Annotated in this window: 18 protein-coding genes; 12 read left to right on the forward strand and 6 right to left on the reverse strand. The window is 65.3% G+C overall.

The features are described 5' to 3' along the window. The first annotated feature begins 146 nt into the window (after window positions 1-146). Window positions 147-950, forward strand: a complete 804-nt coding sequence (locus ACE3TJ_RS08440; protein WP_374595667.1) for an HAD-IIA family hydrolase — start codon at window positions 147-149, stop codon at window positions 948-950. On the opposite strand, the gene ACE3TJ_RS08445 is transcribed toward ACE3TJ_RS08440, so the two are convergent. Then, on the reverse strand, window positions 937-1,812 hold the full coding sequence (locus ACE3TJ_RS08445) for a MurR/RpiR family transcriptional regulator (protein WP_374595668.1): 876 nt from the start codon (window positions 1,810-1,812) through the stop codon (window positions 937-939). The genes ACE3TJ_RS08440 and ACE3TJ_RS08445 overlap by 14 nt on opposite strands. Before the next feature lie 263 nt (window positions 1,813-2,075). On the opposite strand from ACE3TJ_RS08445, the gene ACE3TJ_RS08450 reads away from it, so the two are divergent. The 5 genes from ACE3TJ_RS08450 to ACE3TJ_RS08470 all read left to right on the forward strand — a co-directional run bounded on the left by ACE3TJ_RS08450 (window position 2,076) and on the right by ACE3TJ_RS08470 (window position 9,113). Further along, window positions 2,076-4,238 (forward strand): TonB-dependent receptor plug domain-containing protein, encoded by a 2,163-nt coding sequence (locus ACE3TJ_RS08450; RefSeq protein WP_374595669.1) that lies wholly within the window; start codon window positions 2,076-2,078, stop codon window positions 4,236-4,238. A gap of 106 nt (window positions 4,239-4,344) precedes the next feature. Then, window positions 4,345-5,256: a phosphate/phosphite/phosphonate ABC transporter substrate-binding protein gene (locus ACE3TJ_RS08455; protein WP_374595670.1), complete on the forward strand. Its 912-nt coding sequence runs from the start codon at window positions 4,345-4,347 to the stop codon at window positions 5,254-5,256. Between the two features lie 2 nt (window positions 5,257-5,258). After that, entirely contained in the window at window positions 5,259-6,038 is a 780-nt protein-coding gene (locus ACE3TJ_RS08460; RefSeq protein ID WP_374595671.1) for a phosphonate ABC transporter ATP-binding protein, read from the forward strand. Then, window positions 6,035-7,027: a phosphonate ABC transporter, permease protein PhnE gene (phnE, locus tag ACE3TJ_RS08465; protein ID WP_374595672.1), complete on the forward strand. Its 993-nt coding sequence runs from the start codon at window positions 6,035-6,037 to the stop codon at window positions 7,025-7,027. Before ACE3TJ_RS08460 ends, phnE begins: the two co-directional genes overlap by 4 nt. Before the next feature lie 22 nt (window positions 7,028-7,049). Beyond that, window positions 7,050-9,113, forward strand: coding sequence for a phosphocholine-specific phospholipase C (locus ACE3TJ_RS08470; protein ID WP_374595673.1), 2,064 nt, complete (start codon window positions 7,050-7,052; stop codon window positions 9,111-9,113). Here ACE3TJ_RS08470 and ACE3TJ_RS08475 read toward each other — a convergent pair. After that, window positions 9,110-11,437, reverse strand: a complete 2,328-nt coding sequence (locus tag ACE3TJ_RS08475; protein ID WP_374595674.1) for a transketolase — start codon at window positions 11,435-11,437, stop codon at window positions 9,110-9,112. The two genes, ACE3TJ_RS08470 and ACE3TJ_RS08475, sit on opposite strands and share 4 nt — an antisense overlap. A 129-nt stretch (window positions 11,438-11,566) precedes the next feature. Between ACE3TJ_RS08475 and ACE3TJ_RS08480 the strand changes: the two genes are divergently transcribed. The 4 genes from ACE3TJ_RS08480 (at window position 11,567) to ACE3TJ_RS08495 (ending at window position 13,533) form a co-directional block, all read left to right on the forward strand. Further along, the gene (locus tag ACE3TJ_RS08480; RefSeq protein WP_374595675.1) at window positions 11,567-12,031 is read left to right on the forward strand and encodes an Lrp/AsnC family transcriptional regulator; all 465 of its coding nucleotides are present in this window, start codon (window positions 11,567-11,569) and stop codon (window positions 12,029-12,031) included. A gap of 83 nt (window positions 12,032-12,114) precedes the next feature. Next, entirely contained in the window at window positions 12,115-12,828 is a 714-nt protein-coding gene (locus ACE3TJ_RS08485; RefSeq protein ID WP_374595676.1) for an HNH endonuclease, read from the forward strand. Window positions 12,829-12,883: 55 nt separating this feature from the next. Continuing rightward, window positions 12,884-13,225, forward strand: a complete 342-nt coding sequence (locus ACE3TJ_RS08490; protein WP_374595677.1) for a hypothetical protein — start codon at window positions 12,884-12,886, stop codon at window positions 13,223-13,225. After that, window positions 13,222-13,533 carry a hypothetical protein gene (locus tag ACE3TJ_RS08495; protein ID WP_374595678.1) on the forward strand — a complete coding sequence of 104 codons (312 nt, stop codon included), beginning with the start codon at window positions 13,222-13,224 and terminating at the stop codon, window positions 13,531-13,533. Before ACE3TJ_RS08490 ends, ACE3TJ_RS08495 begins: the two co-directional genes overlap by 4 nt. A 26-nt stretch (window positions 13,534-13,559) precedes the next feature. Here the strand turns inward: ACE3TJ_RS08495 and ACE3TJ_RS08500 are convergent, their stop codons facing one another. Beyond that, the gene (locus ACE3TJ_RS08500; RefSeq protein WP_374595679.1) at window positions 13,560-14,474 is read right to left on the reverse strand and encodes a LysR family transcriptional regulator; all 915 of its coding nucleotides are present in this window, start codon (window positions 14,472-14,474) and stop codon (window positions 13,560-13,562) included. Between the two features lie 128 nt (window positions 14,475-14,602). Between ACE3TJ_RS08500 and ACE3TJ_RS08505 the strand changes: the two genes are divergently transcribed. Next, window positions 14,603-16,714 carry a malate synthase G gene (locus ACE3TJ_RS08505; protein ID WP_374595680.1) on the forward strand — a complete coding sequence of 704 codons (2,112 nt, stop codon included), beginning with the start codon at window positions 14,603-14,605 and terminating at the stop codon, window positions 16,712-16,714. 137 nt (window positions 16,715-16,851) lie between these two features. Beyond that, the gene (locus ACE3TJ_RS08510) at window positions 16,852-18,144 is read left to right on the forward strand and encodes a putative porin (RefSeq protein ID WP_374595681.1); all 1,293 of its coding nucleotides are present in this window, start codon (window positions 16,852-16,854) and stop codon (window positions 18,142-18,144) included. Here the strand turns inward: ACE3TJ_RS08510 and ACE3TJ_RS08515 are convergent. The 3 genes from ACE3TJ_RS08515 to ACE3TJ_RS08525 are packed head-to-tail and all read right to left on the reverse strand — an operon-like array spanning window position 18,141 to window position 20,505. Then, window positions 18,141-19,496, reverse strand: coding sequence for an ATP-binding protein (locus ACE3TJ_RS08515; protein ID WP_374595682.1), 1,356 nt, complete (start codon window positions 19,494-19,496; stop codon window positions 18,141-18,143). The two genes, ACE3TJ_RS08510 and ACE3TJ_RS08515, sit on opposite strands and share 4 nt — an antisense overlap. Next, complete coding sequence (locus ACE3TJ_RS08520) at window positions 19,496-20,158, reverse strand: response regulator transcription factor (RefSeq protein WP_374595683.1); 663 nt, start codon at window positions 20,156-20,158, stop codon at window positions 19,496-19,498. The genes ACE3TJ_RS08515 and ACE3TJ_RS08520 overlap by 1 nt, the downstream gene beginning before the upstream one ends. Further along, the gene (locus tag ACE3TJ_RS08525; RefSeq protein WP_374595684.1) at window positions 20,158-20,505 is read right to left on the reverse strand and encodes a PepSY domain-containing protein; all 348 of its coding nucleotides are present in this window, start codon (window positions 20,503-20,505) and stop codon (window positions 20,158-20,160) included. Before ACE3TJ_RS08525 ends, ACE3TJ_RS08520 begins: the two co-directional genes overlap by 1 nt. Window positions 20,506-20,612 lie beyond the last annotated feature (107 nt).

The raw sequence follows: 20,612 nt of genomic DNA on the forward strand, positions 1-20,612 counted from the left end.
TTTCGGGCATAATTTCAATCAGCCAGATCGAATTTGTCGATAACACCCCCAGCCGCCCGCGTTATTCTCAAAATTGAAACTTGCTCATTTATATATCGTTCGTATATTGAGTATAAGAGATCAGAAACGGCGGGGAGACCGGCGGAGTGTCAGTTGCAAGCCTGGGCGTCCGCCGCGCCCCTGTCCGCTGCGATGCCAGCCTCGGTTTCGGCGAAGCCCCCCTGCGTCCCCGCGCCCTGCTCGTCGACTGGGACGGCTGCCTCGCGATCGGCAACCGCCTCCAGCCCGGCGCAGCGTCTCTATTGTCTTCCTGGCAGGGCCGCGTCGTCATCGTCTCGAACAACAGCACGCATCTCCCCCACCAGATCGCCCGCATCCTTGAAGACGCCGGTCTCGCCATTCCCGCGGATCGCATCCTCCTTGCCGGCTACGAGACGATCCGCATCGCCGCCGAGAGTTCATGGCGCCGCGCGATGATCCTCGGCGATCCGCGCCTGCGCGCCGCCGCCCGCGCGCTCGGCATCAGCGTGGCGCGCGAGGCGCCGGAGGTCGTCGTGCTGCTGCGCGACACACGCTTCACCTTTCGCCAGCTCGAACGTGCCGCGAACGCGATCCTGCGCGGCGCCGCGCTGCTGGTCTCGAACGCCGATCTCAATCACCCCGGCCCCGGCGGCGAGGTCGTGCCGGAAACCGGCGCCCTCCTCGCGGCTCTGCTCGCGGCGACAGGCAAGCGACCGCTCGATTACCAGATCGTCGGCAAGCCCTCCCCGCGCCTCTTCATGCGCGCGTGCGCCCTTCTTGATATCCCGCCCGAAGACGCGCTGATGATCGGCGACAATCCGGACACGGACGTCGCCGGCGCGGCCGCGGTCGGCATGCCCTGCGTCACCATCGGCGGCGCAGCGGGGCGCACGCTCGAATCGGTAGCGGCGAGCCTCAGAACCGCTTGATCGCGAGAATGTCGAACGTCCGCCGCAGCGTATCCGTCGCGCGGTCGTAGTCGGCGAGCGCGAGCGCGGCGATCAGCGCGTCGATCACGCACAGCTGCGCGATGCGGCTCGCCATCGCTTCGGTGCGGAAGCGTGTTTCGCGCGCCATCGTGTAAAGCAGGATGTCCGCGTGGCTCTGGATAGGCGAGCGCGCATAGTTGGTGATCACGACGGTTTTCGCACCCGCCTCGTGAGCAAGACGTGTTGCCGTGAGCGTTTCGTGCGTCGCACCCGTGTGCGAGATCGTCAGCACCGCCACGTCTGGCCCGGTGCGCGAGGCGCTGATCGCCTGGATATGGCTGTCCGTCATCGCACGCGCGTCGAGGCCGATTCGCAGCATCCGGTAGTGCGCATCCTCGGCGATCGGCGCCGAAGAGCCGATGCCGTAGATCTCGATCCGCTTCGCCGCGCGCATCGCCGCCACCGCCTGCCCGAGCGCCTGCGGATCGAGCACCGAATGCGTGTCGCGCAGCGCCTGGATACCGGAATGGAAAACCTTGCGGCACACGGTCTCGAGATCGTCGTCCTTCTCCAGATCCTCGTGGATGAACTGCACCGGGCGCACGATCTCCTGCGCGAGGCTCAGCTTCAGGTGCTGGAATCCCGTGAGGCCAAGGCTGCGGCAGAAATTGATGACACTGCCTTCGCTGGCGCCCGTCGCCTCCGAAAGCTCGGTCACCGACATGCGCACCACACGTTCGGGCTCGGCAAGCACGAAGTCGGCAATTCGCCCGGCGCCCTTGGGCATGGTGGGCCGCGCAATGCGGATTCGCGCCAGCGCATTTTCCACCGGCATCTGATCCCGCACACCGCCCTGCGTCATTGAACACCCTTCGCCTGCAACGATTCCATCCCCGCGACTGAGGAAAGCTCAGCCGAGCGGCAGCGTCAAGCAAAGCACCCTCTGAAAATTATGGCTCAATTTTTATTCATTCTTTAAATGAGTATTTTTCACAAAGCTGTCATCAGCGATCCCTATGGCCGTGGCGAGCGCCGCTGGGGTCTCGCGAATCGGATGGGGGGGAAACCCCTCACCGCTCACGGGCCGAGGCGCGCGTCAACGCGCTTCAACAAGGGGATTCTTCCGTGACGCCCACCCTCTCCCGTGCCGCCCTCCTTGGCCTCGTCCTTACCGGCTGCGCGCTGCCTGCGCTTGCCGCAGCGGACATGGCTGCCGCTGATCCGGGCGACGCTGCCGACAATGCCGAGATGATCGTCGTCACCGGCCGTCAGCTCGAACAGCCGAGCGAGCTCGCCGCGGGCGTCATCGAATTCGGCAACTCAGTGCAGATCGTCACTTCCGAACAGATCGCGATGAGCGGCGCCACCAACTTCGCCGAACTCGCGCAGTTCCTCATCAAGGGTGCCAACATCGGCTATTCGCCCGACGAGGGCGAATACACGATCCGCCTCGACGGCGGCGGCGATCGCGACACGCTCGTCGTGCTCGACGGCGTACCGCTTTACGACCGCGGCCCGGCGCTCGAAGACATCTGGGGCTCGACCACGATCGACCCGCACATGATCGAGCGCGCCGAGGTGTTCCGCGGCGGCAACAGCCTGTTCTTCGGATCGAACGGCGGCATCGGCGTCATCAGCCTCGTCACCAAGAAGCCGGACGGCACCAAGAAGTTCGAGCTCGGCGCCAACTACGGATCGTTCAACACGCGCGAGATCTGGGGCAACGCCTCCTTCCCGATCGATTCCGAAGGCCGCCACAGCATCATGGTCTACGGCGGCACCGTGCAGACCGACGGCCCGCGCATTTTCCATCCCGATTCCTATGTGGATAACGTCGCGGCGGCGGGCGGTGTCCAGGACTATCCGCTCAACCGCAGCAATATCGGCATCAAGTATCTCTGGAAGATCGACGACAAAACCGAATTCCGCCTGAACGGCCAGTATACGCAGATCGAATTCCACGATCCGTTCCCCGACAACGAAACCTATTCGCCGAACCGCGTGCGCTACCCGATCGTCGATTTCTCGCTCGATCGCCGCTGGTCCGACGCGCTCTACACCGAACTTACCGGTTACTGGAGCAATCCCAAGCTCAACAACACCGAAACCTACGCCGAGATCTGCCGTATCCCCACGGGCTGCATCAATCCCGACACGCGCACGCCGGTGGCGTTCGGCAAGGCGACCGGCCGCTCGATCCCCTATGCCAACAAGGGTTTCGGCGATGCGTCCAAGGTCGGCGGCTTCCGCGAGCTCGGCCTCAATTTCCGCAACACACTGACGCTGAAGGATATCGTCGAGGTCGTAGGCGGCGTGCAGGTCGTCTCCTACAAGAACGACTCCGATCCGGTGTTCCCGGTCGGCGACGCCTCCACCACGATCACCGGCCTCTACGCAGACCTGCGCCCGACGATCCCGTTCAGCCCCGATACGAAGATCTCGCTCGCCGCGCGTATCGATTTCGCGAAGGCATTCAGCTCGAAAACGATCTGGAAATTCGGTGTGCGCCAGCCGATCGGCGATTTCTACCTCCGCGCCAACGGCGGCACGTCCTACAGCACGCCGCGCAACACCGAACTCTTCAACGAAAGCCCCACGCTCGTCGGCAACCCCGATCTCAAGACCGAAGAAACGAAAACTTACAATGCCGCCGCCGGCTACAGCCACGCCTTCGGCAACCTGCAGGTGAGCGCCGAACTCGGCTGGTTCACCACCGATATCACCAACCGCATCCAGACCACTTCCGGCCTCACGCCGAACACCTATTTCAACAACGACCGCGTCACCGAAATTCGCGGCCTCACCGCCGAACTCAATCTCGCGCTCGGCCAGAGCTGGACGGCAAACGTCAGCTACACCAAGCAGCAGGCGCGGCTCGACGGCACCACGCTGCAGATCAACGAGACGCCCGAATACATGATCCAGGGCACGGCGGCATGGCACAGCCAGGACCAACGCTTCCACATCACGCTCTACCCGCGCTATCAGGGACCGGAATACGCGACCGGCGGCGTCGGCAATGCGCTTCGGCACAATTTCGGCAACTACTTCGTGATGAACGCCTCGCTCGGCCTCTGGCTCGGCGAGGAGCGCGACCACCGCTTCACGGTCCGCGTCGTCAACGTCTTCGATAAATATTATGCGGAGCGCTACGGCTACGGCAACATGCGCTTCAGCGAAGCCTTCGTCCGCGGCGAAATGACGACGAGCAGCCCCGGATATTACTACGGCTATCCGTTCGAGGGCAAACCGCGCAGCGTCTACGTCTCCTACAGCACGACGTTCTGATGGGAGGATGCGGGCCCGCTTCCCCGGGTCAGCGCGGGCCCGCATCACACACCTGTCATACGCGAATTCTAGGGACTCCGTTTTCAAAGACCCGATGGAGACTCGAATGAGACACTGGCTGACGGCGACACTCGCGACCCTCATCGGCATCGCATCGCCCGCACTCGCGCAGACGGCGGTGAAGCCGCTCACGGTCGTGCTCATCCCGGCCGACGGCGGCACCGAAAGCGGCACGATCGCGGACTATCAGCCGGTGTTCAACGCGATCACGCGCAGCACCGGGGTGCGCTTCGATCTCAAGGTCGCGCAGAGTTACGGCGCCGTCGTCGAGGCGATGTGCGGCGGCCGCGCCGATGTCGCCTTCATGGGGCCGGTCACTTACCTGCAGGCGCAGAAGCGCGGCTGCGCTAAGCTGCTCGCGGTCGGCGTGGAAAACGGCCAGTCCGTCTATTACGCGGGCTTCTTCGCACGGAAGGACGCGCCGTTCAAAAGCGTGAAGGATCTGCGCGGCAAGCGCGTCGCGTTCGGCGACGTGAATTCCGCCTCGTCCTTCGTGTTCCCGATGGCGATGGTCATCGAGGCTGGGCTCGATCCCGTCCGCGATCTCGGCGAGATTCGCATGGCGGGCAGCCACGTCAACAGCCTCGCTGCGCTCGTTCAAGGCCGCGTCGACGCCGCCGCACTCTCTTTCGATTCCTATGAGAAGGCCGTGCGGCAGGGCGCGGTCGATCCGAAGAAATTCCGGGTGATCGCGAAGAGCAGCCCGATTCCCTATCCGCCGATCGCGGTGAACAGCCGCATGGCGCCGAAGCTGCAGGCGAAGCTCCGCGCCGCCTTCGCCGACATCGCGCACGCACCGGGCATGACGCCCGAGATGATCCGCGGCTACGGCGGCAAACGCATTGACGGCTACGACGTGAAATTCCCGGCATCGAAGTTCAACGTCGCCGCATCGCGCATGGCGCTCGTCAACGATGATCTCAAAAGCCGTATCCTCACCAAATCGGCGAACCGCTGAGAATGGACGCGCCCGCGATCAGCTTCCGCAAGATCGGCAAGCGCTACCCGGACGGCACGCGCGCGCTCGATGATATCTCGCTCGATGTTCCGCGCGGCCAGTTCTGCGTGCTGCTCGGCCCATCGGGCGCGGGCAAGTCGACGCTGCTGCGCATGGCGAACCGCCTCGCCGAGCCAACCGAGGGCCGCGTCATCATCGAAGGCCGCGATCTCACGCCGCGCACGATGAAGCCCATCCGTCGCCGCATCGGCATGATCCATCAGAGCTTCAATCTCGTCGGCCGCCTCAGCGTCGCGGCGAACATCATGACCGGCGCACTCCCCGCGCTCGGCCCGGCGCGCGTGCTCGCCGGTCTCTTCCCGGACGCACTGAAGACGAAGGCGTGTATGCTCGCGGCTTCCGTCGGCCTCGACCCCGCGCACATGAGCCGCCGGGCGGACAGTCTTTCGGGCGGGCAGCAGCAACGCGTCGGCATCGCGCGCGCGTTCATGCTGGACCCCGCCATCGTGCTTGCCGACGAACCCGTCGCCAGCCTCGATCCGCGCATCAGCAGCGATATTCTCGCGCTCATCCGCGATCAGGCGCGTGTGCGCGGCGCGACCGTGCTGTGCAGTCTCCACCAGATCGAACTCGCGCGCACCTTCGCGGACCGCATCGTCGCACTGCGTCACGGGCGGCTGGTCTTCGACGGCACCCCCGCCGAACTCGACCGCAACGCGATCCGCGCGATCTACGGAGAGGCGGGGCCGGTCCCCATCGCCAGCGGAGGGCTCGCGGCATGAGCACCGCCGCCTGGACTTATCCGGCCCCGTTCGGAACCCGCACGGTCGCCATCGTCATCATGGCGTTCGCATTGCTCTGGATCACCGGCCAGCGCGTCGAAATGGGACGCATGATTTCGATGACCGGCGAGGCCGCGCTTGCCGCGGTCGGCATCGTGCCGGAATCGGAAGTCGCCGACGGCTTCGGCGCGGTCGCGGGTAAGCTCTTTCCACTGCAAATCTCCACGCGCACAGAAGTGAGCCGGATCGAGAATTTCGATCCCCGGCATCTGCCCCCGTTCGCACGCATCGAAACTGCGGAAACCACGACGCAGGCGCTCAATCCCGATACGCTTGAGATGGAGCCGCACACCGAACGCACCACGGTTCTCGTCGAGCCTGTGGGCTATCTCGTCCACGTCGCCGCGAAGATGCTGGAAACGCTCGAGATCGCACTGTGGGGCACGGTGATCGCGATCCTCGTCGGCTTTCCGCTCGCGCTCGGCGCAGCGCGCAACATCACGCATTCGCCCGCGCTGCGCGGCGTCGCGGGCGCGGCGATCAGCCTGCTGCGCTCGATCCCCGAGATGATCAGCGCGCTGTTCCTCGTCATCGCCTACGGCTTCGGGCCGATCGCGGGTATCCTCGCGCTCGCCTTTTACGGCGCGGGCTATCTCGGCAAGGTCTATGGCGAGGACATGGAGGGTCTGGATGCGCGCCCGCAGGAGGCGCTCGCGGCGGGCGGCGCCACCATGCTCGCGCAGCTTCGCTGGGCCGTGCTGCCGCAGGCGATGCCGCGCTTCATCGCCGCCGCGCTCTATGTGCTTGATCGCAACATGCGCATGGCGACCGTCATCGGTATCGTCGGCGCGGGCGGCATCGGGCAGGAACTCAAGGGGCGCTACGACATGTACGACTACGGCCATGTCGGCACGATCCTCGTTGTCATTTTTCTCGTGGTTTTCCTCCTCGACCGGGCGGCCGCGCACCTGCGCCGCGCGGCGCTCTAACCCCTCAAATGAAAGGCGCACGATGACCGACACCAGCCGCCGCAATTTCCTCCGCACCGCCGCAGCCGGCGCCGCGCTCTCCGCGCTTCCGGCCAGCATCGCGCGCGCTATGGCGATCGCCCCCGCGCGCGTCACGGGCACGATCAAGGACGTGCAGCACATCGTCATCCTGATGCAGGAGAACCGCTCGTTCGATCATTATTTCGGAACGATGCGCGGCGTGCGCGGCTTCGGCGATCGTCACCCGATCCCGATGCGCGGCGACCGCACCGTCTGGCAGCAATCGGACGGCAAGCGCGAGCTTCCGCCCTACCACCTCGACACGAAGACCACCGACGCGCTCAAGGTGCCCGGCACGCCGCACAGTTTCTCGGACGCGCAGGCCGCGTGGAGCCAGGGCCGCTTCGGCGAATGGCCGCGCTACAAGAACCCCTATTCGATGGGCTATTACCGGCGCGAGGACATTCCCTTCCAGTTCGCGCTCGCCGAGAATTTCACGATCTGCGACGCCTATCACTGCTCGGTGACATCAGGCACCGACCCGAACCGCATCGTGTTCTGGACCGGCTCCAGCTTCGATCCGCAAGCGGTCGCGAAGGGCGAGAATTGCACCGATGTGAATTCGGAGCCGAACAATCTCCGCTGCTGGGTGAAGGGCGCGCTCCCGTCGCCGGGCTACACCTATCAGGGCAATCCGCTCACCTGGCCGACGATCCCCGACGTGCTGCAGGATGCCGGCATCGATTGGCGCATCTATCAGGATCCGAACGACAACTGGACGGGCGCGATGCACGGCTGCCTCGGCTCGCAAAGCTTCCGCGAGGCGAAGCCGGGTTCCGAACTCTACAAGCGCGGCATGAGCGAATACACGCTGCTCCAGCTTGCGGACGATGTGAAGAACGGCACGCTCCCCGCCGTCTCGTGGGTGCTGCCGCCCAAGGAATGGTCCGAGCACCCGAGCGCATCGACGCCGCTGCAGGGCGCTGAATTCACTGCGATGGTCCTCGATGCGCTGACATCGAATCCCGAAGTCTGGGCGAAGACTGCCTTCTTCCTCACCTTCGACGAGAACGACGGCCAGTTCGATCACGTGCCGCCCGCCGCGCCGCCGTCCTACGATGTGGAGGGGAATCTCTGCGGCAAGACGACGATGCCGATCGCCGGACATTATTTCAACGATACCGCCGGCAAATACACCGATCCCACCGACGACATCAGCGGCAAGGTCCGCCCGTGGGCGATGGGGCCGCGCGTGCCGATGTACGTCGTCTCGCCGTGGAGCCGCGGCGGCTGGGTTTCGTCCGAGGTGATGGACCACACCTCGATCGGCCAGTTCCTCGAAAAGCGTTTCGACATCACGATCCCCGCGATCAGCCCGTGGCACCGCGCGGTGAGCGGCGATCTTACCTCCGCGTTCGATTTCGCCGCGCCGTCGGACCCGAGCTTCCCGCCGCTGCCGCCGGTGACGGGCGCGTCGGGCGTCGTCCTCGCGCACATGCAGCGCCCGAAGATCATGCCGCCGGAAACCCCGCAACCGCTCTGGCAGGAGGCGGGCACGCGCCCCTCGCGCGCGCTGCCTTATGAGCTTCACGCCGACATGCGCGTCGATGCGAAGCGCCGCGCCGTCACCATCGATTTCGCGAACACCGGCACGGCGGGCGCGGTGTTCCACGTCTACGACAAGCTGAACCTCGACCGCATTCCGCGTCGCTACACGGTGGAAGCCGGCAAGCGCCTTTCCGACGACTGGGCTGTGGAACAGGATGGAACATTCGATCTCTGGCTGATCGGCCCCAACGGTTTCGTGCGCGCGATCAAGGGCTCGCTCGCCAAAAACGACACGCCGCCCATCGTGACGGCCCGTTACGACCGCAAGGGTCCGGCGCTCAAACTCACGTCACGCGGCAATGCGGAAGTTCGCAGCGAGCATTACGGCACGCGCACGGAAACGCTGAAAGCCAGCCACATCTGGCCCGCGAAGGACAGCCAGGGCTGGTACGATCTCACCGTCAGCGCCCCCGGCTTCGAGCAGCGCTTCGCGGGCCGCATCGAAACCGGGCGCCACGGCATCAGTGATCCGGCCTAAAGGAAAAGCTCCGCCGCAGCCTCCACGATCGCATCGGCATCGAGGCGATACGCGCGGTAGAGATCGGGGAGGTTGCCGGTCTGTCCGAAGCGGTCGGTGCCGAGCGGGCTGACGCGGTGGCCGAGGACGCCGCCGAGCCACGACAGCGCCGCCGGAGACCCGTCGAGCACCGTCACCAGCCCCGCGCCGGGTGCCAGCGCGCCGAGCAGCGTTTCGATGTGCGACGTCTCCCGCGCCCGGCCCTGCCAGCGCGCGGCGCGCGCGGCGCTCCAGTCGCGGTGGAGCAGCGTCGGCGAGGTGACGGCGAGGAGGCCGAGACCGGGCAGGTCCGCCTCCAGCAGTTCCCACGCCGCGATCGCCTCAGGCATCACCGCGCCCATCGCGACGACCGCCGCCTCGCTGCCCTCTGCGGGCTTGCGCAGCCAGTAGGCGCCCTTCAGCGCATCCGCCTGCCACGCATCATCCTCGCGCCGCGCCTGCAGGATGCTGCGCGTGGTGAGGCGGAGGTAGATCGATCCGCCGTCCGCCGCCTGCATATGGCGGAAGCCGTGCTCCATCATCAGCGCGAGTTCGTCCGCGAACGCGGGTTCGTAGTGCGTGAGTCCCGGCTGCCCCATCGCGATCAGCGGCGGGTTGATCGACTGGTGCGCGCCGCCTTCCGGCCCGAGCGTCACGCCCGACGGCGTCGCCACCAGCATGAAGCGCGCATCCTGATAGCAGGCGTAGTTCAAAGCATCGAGTCCGCGCGCAATGAACGGATCGTACACGGTGCCGACCGGCATCAACTGCTCGCCGAAGAGATCGCCCGCCAGCCCCAGCGCCGCGAGCATCACGAACAGATTGTTCTCCGCAATGCCGAGTTCGATGTGCTGACCCGCGGGCGCGCCGGACCATTTCTGCGCCGAGGGAATCTTCGCCTTCTGGAACACGTCCGTCAGGTCCTGCCGCCGGAACAGCCCGCGCTGGTTCACCCAGCCGCCGAGGTTCGTCGACACCGTCACGTCCGGCGAGGTCGTCACGATCCGCGCGGCGAGCGGATGCCCGGACTTCGCCAGCTCGAACAGGATTTTGCCGAACGCCGCCTGCGTCGATTGCTCGGCATCGCGCGGCGCCTCCAGCGTCGGCACGGCAATCGAATCGACCGGCCGGTATTCCTTCTTCAGCCGGATCGGCGCGGCCTCCGCCATCGCCTTCGCGGCGGCGGCGGCATTGCTGCCGAGCCCCGCCCACGGCTCCCACTCCTCGCCTTCCGCGATACCGAGGCCGGTGCGCAGCTCGCTCACCTGCCCCGGCGTCATCAGCCCGGCGTGATTGTCCTTGTGCCCGGCGAGCGGCAGGCCGAAGCCCTTGATCGTGTAGGCGATGAACAGTGTCGGCCGATCGTCCTTCGCGCCCTCGAACGCCTCCGTCAGCGATTCGAGGCAATGCCCGCCGAGGTTGGTCATCAGTTCCGCGAGCGCCGCATCGTCGCGCTTGGCGAGCAGCGCCTTCACGCCGCGCACGCCGCCGATGTCCGCCTCCAGCCGCGCGCGCCACGCCGCGCCGCCCTGATAGGTGAGCGCCGCGTAGTCCGCGTTCGGGCAATTGTCGATCCAGTCCGCGAGCGCCTGCCCGCCCTGTTCCTTGAACGCCGCGCGCTGGTGCCGCCCGTGCTTCAACGTCACGACGCGCCAGCCGCAGGTTTCGAAGATGTCGTCGAAGCGGCGGAACATGCGATCGGCGGTGGTCGCGTCCAGCGACTGCCGGTTGTAGTCCACGATCCACCAGCAATTGCGGATGTCGTGCTTGTAGGCCTCGATCAGGCACTCGTAGATATTGCCCTCGTCGAGTTCCGCGTCGCCCATCAGCGCGATCATGCGGCCGGTGTCCGCGTCCGCCATCAGCCCGTGCGCGACCATGTAGTCCTGCACGAGGCTGGCGAACGCCGTGATCGCGACGCCGAGGCCCACCGATCCCGTCGAGAAATCCACCGGGATCACGTCCTTGGTGCGCGATGGGTAGGACTGCACGCCGCCGAGCCCCCGGAACGCCTTGAGCTTATCAAGGCTCTCGTTCCCCAGCATGTAGTGGATCGCGTGCAGCAGCGGCCCCGCGTGCGGCTTCACCGCCACGCGGTCGTTCGGTCCCAGCGCATGGAAATAGAGCGCCGCCATGATTGCGCTCATCGAGGCGCAGCTCGCCTGGTGACCGCCGACCTTCACCCCGTCCACGTTCTCGCGGATGTGATTGGCGTTGTGGATCGTCCACGCGGCAAGCCAGCGCAGCCGCGCCTCGAGGTCTTCGAGCGTGCTCACCGTATCGGGACTGGAAACCGTCACTGCCATCTGTCTGCTCCCCGCTTGTGCGAGCCGTCCATATATTACGCCTGCCTGCGCGCGGTCCTTGCGAAATGGGCTCGACAGAGCAGGCGTTTTGGCAGAAACGATTATCCGAAACCTTCAGGAAGCAATTTTATGCCAACCCAGCCGCTCGACGCGCTCGATGTCAAAATCCTTGAGTGCCTGCAGGCAGACGGCCGCATCACCAATCAGGAGCTTTCGGAGAAGGTCGGCCTGTCGCCGAGCCCGTGCCTGCGCCGCGTGCGCCAGCTGGAGGCGGACGGCATCATCACCGGCTATGTCGCGCTGGTCAGCCCCGATCAGGTCGGCCTCACGATCAGCGCCTTCGTGCGCGTGCGCCTCAACCAGCAGGACGAAAAGCACCTCGACATCTTCGAAACCGCCGTCGCTGATTTCCCGGAGGTGATGGAATGCTACCTGATGACCGGCGAGGCCGACTACCAGCTCCGCGTCCTCGTCCCTTCGCTCTCGGATTTCGAGGACGTGCTGCGACGGCTTACGCGCATCGAGGGGGTGGCGCAGGTGACGACGAGTTTTGCGCTGCGGCCGATCGTTTACAAGACAGCGGTGCCGGTTTGAGGCGATGTTCGCTCTGCGATGTCAGGTATGATAAGTTTTTGATTTTATAATGCTTATGCGCCACTTCTCCTTGGACATATTGTATGGCAATTTCGCAAAAATCGATCAAACTTCTTTGGGCGAATGCAGCGGGCCTTTGCTCATACCCCGAATGTCGCGAGCGTTTAGCGCTGAGCGAGGCCGGTGAGTTTGCCTCACACACAATAGGGGAAATGGCACACATCTGCGGAGACAAAGTCGGCTCGAACCGTCATGATCCCAAGCAATCGATGGAACAACGAGACGATTATCATAATCTAATACTCGTGTGCCCCACCCATCACGCAATGATCGATCGCAAAGAGAACGAGGCGCGTTTTACGGTCGAAATGCTTCAAAAATTTAAGGAAGATCATGAAGCATTCATTCAACAGAGCCTAATTTTCACGCCTAACGCGAGCAGACAAGCCGTCGCCAATGAAATTGCGCCACTGCTTGCACAGAACCATCAAGCTTGGCTCAGCTTCGGACCGTTCTCCGAAATCGCTCGAAGGAATCCGCATAGCGGCTCTGCCCATGCAGCATGGCTCTCTGAAAGGTTAGGCACAATTGTTCCGAATAACCGCCGCATCAACGAGATACTGCGTGCCAATGCAGGCGCATTTTCGGCAAATGACCATCCAGTTGTTGCCGCCTTTCAGCTACATGTACGCAGTTACGAACGCTGGGTGGCAGACGAGATTTCATATGAAGGCGTAACACGCTTTCCCGTAGCATTCGCTGAATTGATCAGGGAGGCTAGTGGTGCCAGCGTATAGCGACACATTCCCTTGGCCCAGTTACTATGGGGGGTTTCCGTTTTTTGAGCAGCGTATGCGCGCACATAGCCGCGTGGCTTCATTGGATGCCGTGGGCGATGGCCTCTACCACCTTAAAAAAAAGGATGGAAAGAGCCTCATCGTCTTCATCTGCGACTGCTATTCATATGGAATGGCACAGTATATAGAAACCACATCAAAAGTAGGAAAAGTTGACGTCGTCATCATCAACTCACAATGGTGCGGATATACTCGCGAACTGAAAATTCAGTGCCGAAAGGAAGCCATCGGCCTGTTCGACGTTCGAGATTTTATGGCAGCGCTAAACCATCGCGATTATTGGCTCTATCTCAATGAATGGGATACAGAACGTTTCAAAGCATGCGGGCTGATTTGAACGAAATCGTCTCCGTATTTGGATTCGGTTCTTTTTTCTGTGGAAAGAAAAACGCCAACGATATCGATCTGCTACTGCTGCACGAATCCACTCGTCCTGCATCTTGTCAGTTTGCAATTGATTGCAAATCCCATTTCCTTCGTTATCTCCCAAGGGCAGATGTGGTGATGCTTTCGAATGCTGAAGCATCACGGAATGGCTTTATAATGCGATCCGCGGCAATCGCCTTGGGCACTATCCACTTCGACAATTGTGAGATGCAGGTGCGTGATATGGTGCAAACGATTTTATCGCGGTCCCCTTATTGACGCTGGATGTTACGCTTGGAGTTGCCTCACCCCTCCCAAGGCGGCACCGGCCTATACAACCCCTCAAGAAAATCCGTAAACGCCCCTACCGCAGGCGCAATTCCGCTGCGCCGTGGCGAGACGGCGTAGATGCCGACGTCGGCCGATCCCTCGCAGTCCGGCAGAATGCGGACCAGTCGCCCGGCGGCGAGGTCGGCGCTCACGTCCCATAGCGATCTGAGCGCGATGCCGACCCCGGCGATGCACAGCTCGCGGACGACCTCGCTCGAATTGGTGCGCACGCGGCTGGTGCCGTCGATGGTCACCGTGCGCGCCTCTGCGCTCCCGCTCGCACCCGTCAATCGCCACGGGAACTGGCCGGTCGCCGCGAGCAGCCGGTGCCGCTGGGTATCGCCGAGCGCCGCCGTGTCCTCCGGCGCGCCGTGCTGCGCGATATAGGCGGGGGCCGCGCAGAGGATGCGGCGGTTGGTCGCCAGCCGCCGCGCGCTCACGCCGCCGCCGACCGTGGGCGTGATCCGCACGGCAACGTCGATGCGCGCCGCCATCAGGTCCACGAACCCGTCCGAAAGATCGAGATCGAGCGTGATACGCGGATAATCATCCAGAAACCGCTTTAGGTGCGGCGCGATGTGCAGCCGCCCGAACGATGTGGGCGCGGACACGCGCAGCAGCCCCGCCGGGCCGTCCTTCTCCCCGCCGACGCGCGCCTCCGCCTCCGCCACCGCCTTCAGGATCGCCAGCACGTCTGCGTGAAACCGCTCACCCGTTTCGGTGAGCGCGAGCCGCCGCGTCGTGCGGTTGACGAGCGCCGCGCCGAGCCGCGCCTCCAGCCGCGCCAGCCGCTTCGAAACCATCGCGGGCGAAAGCCCCACCGCGCGCCCCGCCGCCGAAAGGCTGCCGCTTTCGATGATCTTCGCGAACAGCGCATAGTCGGCATCCATCAGGCGGCGTCCATTCAATTTGTTCCTGTAGTGAAAAGCTGCTTTAATTTTCGTTCGTCTACCGCACGAGTTCGCGCTCGTCTATGAAGCCCGTAAACCCACGCACGGGCAGCAGACGGGATCACGCCATGACGACGACCAGGAACGGCCTCCAGATCGCGGACGAACTCGTCCGTTTCATCGAAGAGCAGGCGCTGCCCGGCACGGGCGTCGCCGCCCATGCCTTCTGGGCGGGCGTTGCGGAGATTTATGCCCGCTTCGCGCCCGAGAACGCCGCGCTCCTCAAGACACGCGACGATCTGCAGGCGCGCATCGACGCGTGGCACACGGCCCGCGCCGGAAAGCCCATCGACGCGGCCGAGTATCAGGCATTCCTGCGCGAAATCGGCTACCTCGCGCCCGAACCCGCGCCCTTCACCGTCACCACGCAGAATGTCGATGCCGAGCTGGCGACGCTCGCCGGGCCGCAGCTCGTCGTCCCCGTGCTCAATGCGCGTTTCGTGCTCAACGCCGCCAATGCGCGCTGGGGCAGCCTGTATGATGCGCTCTACGGCACCGATGCGATTCCGGGCACCCCGGCCGGCAAGGGCTATGATCCCGCGCGCGGCGCGGAGGTGATCGCGTGGGCGAAGGCGTTCCTCGATCGCGCCGTGCCGCTTGTCAGCGGGTCGTGGACGGGCTGGGCAGGCGGCACCCCCGCGCTCGCCGATCCGGCGCAGCTTGTCGGCCATGCAGGCGACAACATCCTGCTCCGCCACAACGGCATCCACATCGAACTCGTGATCGACCGCGCACATCCGATCGGCAAGGACGATCCGGCGGGCCTCGCCGACGTCGTGCTCGAGTCCGCGCTTTCCACGATCGTCGATCTCGAAGACTCGGTCGCCGCCGTGGACGCGGAGGACAAGGTCGCGGCCTATGCGAACTGGCTCGGCCTGATGAAGGGCGATCTCGAAGACACGTTCGAGAAGGGCGGCAAGCCGATGACGCGCCGCCTGAATGCCGACCGCGCCTATACCGCGCCCGATGGCACGGCGTTCACGCTCCCCGGCCGCAGTCTCCTCTTCGTCCGCAACGTCGGCCACCTGATGACGACGCCCGCCGTGCGTCTGCCGGGTGGTTCGGAAGCGCCCGAGGGCATTCTCGACGGTATCGTCACCAGCCTCATCGCCGTTCATGACCTCAAGCGTCAGGGCCGTTTCGTGAACAGCCGCGCGGGTTCGATCTATATCGTGAAGCCGAAGATGCACGGCCCCGAAGAGGCCGCGTTCACGAACCGCCTGTTCGACGCGATCGAGGATCTGCTCGGCCTTGCGCGCCACACGATCAAGGTCGGCGTGATGGACGAGGAGCGGCGCACCTCGGCAAACCTCGCGGCGTGCATCGCGGCGGTGAAGAACCGTATCGTTTTCATCAACACCGGCTTCCTCGACCGGACGGGCGACGAGATTCACACCTCGATGCGCGCGGGCGCGATGATCCGCAAGGGCGACATGAAGACCTCCGCGTGGATCACCGCCTACGAGAACCGCAACGTGCAGATCGGCCTCGCCTGCGGGCTTTCCGGGCGCGCGCAGATCGGCAAGGGCATGTGGGCGGCGCCGGACCGGATGGCGGACATGCTGGAGCAGAAAATCGGCCACCCCAAGACGGGCGCGAACACCGCGTGGGTGCCTTCGCCCACCGCCGCCACGCTGCACGCGACGCACTATCACGCTGTCGATGTGTTCGCGCGGCAGGCGGAGCGCCGCGCCGAGGGCATCGACGGTCTCGGCGCCCTCCTCACCATCCCGCTCGCCGCCGGGCACAACTGGTCGCCCGAGGAGATCGGGCAGGAGCTCGACAACAACGCGCAGGGCATTCTCGGCTACGTGGTGCGCTGGGTCGATCAGGGCGTCGGCTGCTCCAAGGTGCCGGACATTCACGACATCGGGCTGATGGAAGACCGCGCGACGCTGCGCATTTCCTCGCAGCACATGGCGAACTGGCTGCTGCACGGCGTCTGCACCGCGGCGGACGTCGACGCCGCCTTCGCGCGCATGGCCGCGAAGGTGGACGCGCAGAATGCAGGCGACCCGCTCTACCGGCCGATGTCCAGCCACGAAGCCACCAGCCTCGCCTACCAGGCCGCCCGCACGCTGGTGTTCGAGGGTGTGGCCCAGCCGAGCGGCTACACCGAGCCCCTCCTCCACGCCTTCCGCGCCAAGGTGAAGGCGGCAGACGTCCCCGCGCCGCACTGAGGCCGTTTCCCTTTCCCCTGCGACGAATCTGACACTTCGCTGACGACGCGCGTCAGCGACATGCCAGCGAAGGGCTGCTATGGGCAGCGTGCGGTGCCGGCTCCGGCGCCCCGGTTGCATACCCAAAAGGGGAATTTATGACGTACACGTCTCATTTTTTGCGTAGATGGCGCCTGCCCGTCTGCGCGTCGTTGCTGCTTGGAAGCGCGCTGGCGCCCGTGTCCGCGCAGGCCGCTCCGGCCGACGACATCGCCGAGCTGAAGGCCGCCGTCGAGGCGCTCCGTGCCGAACAGACGCGCGCGCAGGCGCGCATCGCCGAGCTTGAAGGCGCGCTCGCAAAGCAGCGCGAAACGCCGGTGGCCGTCGCGGCTGCGCCCGCCCCCGCACTGGGTGCCATCGTCACGACCGCCGCGCCCGTCAGCAGCACGCCTTCGCGCCTCAGCCTCTCGGGCGACATGCGCGTGCGCTACGAATCCAACTTCGGCATCGCCGGCGCGCGCGATCGTGATCGCGGCGTGCTCCGCGCCCGCCTGCGCGCCGCCTATGCGGTGAACGACTGGCTCACCGTCGGCGGCCAGCTCGCCACGGGCGACCCCGACGATCCCAACTCCACCGACATGACGCTGTCGAACTTCGATGACGATCTGCAGGTCAGCCTCGATCAGGCCTATATCCGCCTCACCCCCGGTGATCTCCAGGTCCACCTCGGCAAGATCCCGCAGCCGTTCGTGCGCACCGAGCTCGTGTGGGACGGCGACGTCTCCCCGCAGGGTGCATCCGCCGCGTACAGCGCCGATCTCGGCGGCGTGAAGGTGAAGGCGACCGGGCTTTATTTCCTCGTCGACGAATCCGTCGCCGGGCCGGACAGCCGCATGATCGGCGGCCAGCTCTCGGTGCAGACACCTTCCGCACCGATCCAGGCCGAGCTTGCGGTCGGATACTATGACTACGCCCTCCGCAGCCTCGCAGGCGGTGACGCCGGCGACTTCCGTTCAAACCTGTTCGCGGGCGGGCGCTACCTCTCCGACTTCAACCTGCTCGACGTGATCGCCGCGCTCACGTGGAACGGTCTCGGCGAGAAGTGGCCGGTGCGTATCGTCGGCGACTATGTGCACAACTACGGCGCGGCGACCGATGCCGACACCGGCTTCGGCGTCGACCTCCTCGTCGGCCGCGCCAGCAAGCCCGGCGACTGGCGCTTCACATACGGCTACGCCGAGGCAGAAACCGACGCGGTGCTGGCAGCGTTCAGCCAGGACAACACCAACATCGGCACGAACTACATGCAGCACACGCTCGCCATCGATTTCGTGCCCAAGCACAAACTCGTGCTCAACGCCACCTACTACCACTACCGGCAGAAGGACGGCGTCATCGGCCCGGTCGACTGGCAGAACCGCCTGCGCCTGAACTTCCTCGTGAACTTCTAGGATGCAGCAAGCACCGGCCACGCGAGGCGGACTTCAAGGCCGCCGAGCGGGCCGGTGCCGAGTGCCATGGTGCCGTCCGTCGCGCTCACCAGATCGCTGACGATCGCAAGCCCGAAACCGTGGCCCGGCCCGGCCTCGTCGAGACGCCCGCCGCGCACCAGCGCCGTCGCCGCGCGCGCATCGGCGATGCCGGGGCCATCGTCCCCGACGCTGATCCGAACCTCGTCACCCGCGACAACGCCGGAGACCGCTACCCGCCGCCGGGCGAAACGCGCGGCATTCTCCATCAGCGCGCCGAGGATTTCGGCCAGATCGGAAGCCGCGAACGGCAATTCCAGATCGTCCGGAACGTCGATCTCGAACACGATCCGCTCTCCCGCCTCGGTGCGCTCGATAACGGCAGCAACCGCCTCCGCCGCATCGAGCACGTTCGCGCGCGACGACGCCTGCGCCTCGCGCGCCACAGCGGAGCGCGAGCGCGCGAGCTCGGCCTCAAGCGCCGCACCCGCCGCCGCGATGGCGCGGTCGAGGCCGTCCGCAGCCTCATGCGCCCCCGCCTCGCGCGCGCGGCGGCTCTGCGCGGCGAGCGCGGCAAGCGGTGTCTTCAGGCTATGCGCGAGGTCGGCGGCGCGGCGGCGCGCACGGTCGACGTCTCCTGCGCGCGCATCGGCGAGCGAATTGATCGCGTTCGCCAGCGGATCGATTTCAGTCGGGTGGTCCGCCGATAGCCGCGCGCCCGGATTGCGACGCATCCGATCAAGCTCGGCGCGGATGCGCGCCAGCGGCTTCAACCCCAGCACTACCTGGCCGTATGCCGCACCGATCAGAACCAGCCAGAGCAGCACCAGCGAGCCGACCATTTCGCGGCCGAACTCTCGCTGCGCGTCAATAAGCGCGCTGTCGTCGGTCGCGACCTGCACCAGCACGGCGCGGCCGCTCTGGTCGGGCCGCACCATTCGCTCGATCACCAGAAGGCCCTGTTCAAACCGGCCGGGGATACGCCGGACGCGCCAGTGATCGCGGGGTGTTTCCTTTGCGGCAGGAAGCGACTGGTCCCAGAGCGAGGGCGAATGTTCCTGTCCGGTTGCGGTCGTGACCTGCCAGTAAAGCCCCCCTGCCGGTTCGTTGAAGCGGTTATCGGAAGGCAGTGTGTCAACAAACGGCTTGCCGTTCGTGTCGAGCCTTAAAGCACCCAGAAGCTCCCTCGCCTTTGCCTCCATCGACAGCGCTTCGCGGCGCTCGATATGGCGCTCGAACAGGAAGTTGAGCCCGAAGCCCGCGAGCGCGAGCGCCAGGAAGATCGCCGCAGCGGCGCTCGCCAGCAGCCGAAGCCGCAGCGAACGCAGCGGCATCAGCTCTCCTCCGAGAGGAAGTAGCCGAAGCCGCGCCGTGTCTCGACAACGCCGGGGCCAGTCTTGCGGCGCAGCCGGGTAACGAGCGCTTCGATGGCATTGGTGTCGCCAGAATCGGCGGTGCCGTAAAGATGCTCGGCGATGTCGTGCGCGGCAGCGACACTGCCCTGCTGATGCGCCAGGAATTCGAGGAAGCGGTATTCGAGCGGCGACAACCGGATCGCGCGGCCGTCGACATGCGCGGACATCCGGCTGGTATCGAGCGTCAGACGCCCGACGCGGATCAGCGGTGATCCGTGCCCGGCCGCGCGGCGCAGCAGCGCCCGTACCCGTGCCACGAGTTCGCCCATCGCGAAGGGCTTCGCGAGATAGTCGTCCGCACCGGCATCGATGCCCTCGACCTTTTCGGTCCATTCGCTGCGCGCGGTGAGGATCAGCACGGGGAAGTTGCGTCCGGCGCTCCGCCAGCGTCTCAGAACGCTGAGCCCATCAAGGCGCGGCAGGCCGAGGTCGAGGATGACGGCGGCATAGTTCTCGGTATCGCCGCGATACCACGCATCGTCGCCGGTCACGGCAAGATCGACGACGAAGCCCGCTTCACCCAGCGCGCGGACGAGATCGTCCCCGACATCGGGATCGTCCTCCACCACCAGCAGGCGCATCAATCATCCTCGATCTTGATGAGCGCGCCCGTGCGGGCATCGAGTTCGACCTCGCGTACGCGGCCCTTCTTGGTCAGGATCTTGACCTCATAGCTGAGCACGCCGTCGTCCTGCTCGAGTTCGATCTTCAGCACTTCCCCTTTTACGCGCGCCTGTGCAAGCGCGAGAATACGGGGCAGCGGCAGAATATCGCCGCGCTCGACGGCGGCGCGGATCGAAGTCGCCGCTTCGGCCTTCCTTGCCTGTTTGTCCTTTGCCGGAGCGCCGCCCGCGACGGTCAGCGCCGCCACGGCCGCGAGCGCAACCGGCAAGGCCCGGCGAAGGCGCAAGGATGAAAATGGAGTCATACGCATGTCCAGTAACTAACATCTCTCCGCTGACGCTTGGCTGACGACCCGCGCTGGGCGCGTGTCAGCGACGATTCGCTAGGCATCTCTCCACAAACCCAAGGAGA

This window comes from Sphingosinicella sp. (assembly GCF_041916975.1).
In the GTDB taxonomy this organism is placed as follows: domain Bacteria; phylum Pseudomonadota; class Alphaproteobacteria; order Sphingomonadales; family Sphingomonadaceae; genus Sphingosinicella.

What these genes read in the sequence shown, in the direction of transcription:
- ACE3TJ_RS08445 (WP_374595668.1), bottom strand. Translation starts at nt 1,812, where the DNA reads ATGACGCAGGGCGGTGTGCGGGATCAGATGCCGGTGGAAAATGCGCTG.
- ACE3TJ_RS08455 (WP_374595670.1), top strand. Translation starts at nt 4,345, where the DNA reads ATGAGACACTGGCTGACGGCGACACTCGCGACCCTCATCGGCATCGCA.
- ACE3TJ_RS08460 (WP_374595671.1), top strand. Translation starts at nt 5,259, where the DNA reads ATGGACGCGCCCGCGATCAGCTTCCGCAAGATCGGCAAGCGCTACCCG.
- phnE (WP_374595672.1), top strand. Translation starts at nt 6,035, where the DNA reads ATGAGCACCGCCGCCTGGACTTATCCGGCCCCGTTCGGAACCCGCACG.
- ACE3TJ_RS08470 (WP_374595673.1), top strand. Translation starts at nt 7,050, where the DNA reads ATGACCGACACCAGCCGCCGCAATTTCCTCCGCACCGCCGCAGCCGGC.
- ACE3TJ_RS08475 (WP_374595674.1), bottom strand. Translation starts at nt 11,437, where the DNA reads ATGGCAGTGACGGTTTCCAGTCCCGATACGGTGAGCACGCTCGAAGAC.
- ACE3TJ_RS08480 (WP_374595675.1), top strand. Translation starts at nt 11,567, where the DNA reads ATGCCAACCCAGCCGCTCGACGCGCTCGATGTCAAAATCCTTGAGTGC.
- ACE3TJ_RS08485 (WP_374595676.1), top strand. Translation starts at nt 12,115, where the DNA reads ATGGCAATTTCGCAAAAATCGATCAAACTTCTTTGGGCGAATGCAGCG.
- ACE3TJ_RS08490 (WP_374595677.1), top strand. Translation starts at nt 12,884, where the DNA reads ATGCGCGCACATAGCCGCGTGGCTTCATTGGATGCCGTGGGCGATGGC.
- ACE3TJ_RS08500 (WP_374595679.1), bottom strand. Translation starts at nt 14,474, where the DNA reads ATGGATGCCGACTATGCGCTGTTCGCGAAGATCATCGAAAGCGGCAGC.
- ACE3TJ_RS08505 (WP_374595680.1), top strand. Translation starts at nt 14,603, where the DNA reads ATGACGACGACCAGGAACGGCCTCCAGATCGCGGACGAACTCGTCCGT.
- ACE3TJ_RS08510 (WP_374595681.1), top strand. Translation starts at nt 16,852, where the DNA reads ATGACGTACACGTCTCATTTTTTGCGTAGATGGCGCCTGCCCGTCTGC.
- ACE3TJ_RS08515 (WP_374595682.1), bottom strand. Translation starts at nt 19,496, where the DNA reads ATGCCGCTGCGTTCGCTGCGGCTTCGGCTGCTGGCGAGCGCCGCTGCG.
- ACE3TJ_RS08520 (WP_374595683.1), bottom strand. Translation starts at nt 20,158, where the DNA reads ATGCGCCTGCTGGTGGTGGAGGACGATCCCGATGTCGGGGACGATCTC.
- ACE3TJ_RS08525 (WP_374595684.1), bottom strand. Translation starts at nt 20,505, where the DNA reads ATGACTCCATTTTCATCCTTGCGCCTTCGCCGGGCCTTGCCGGTTGCG.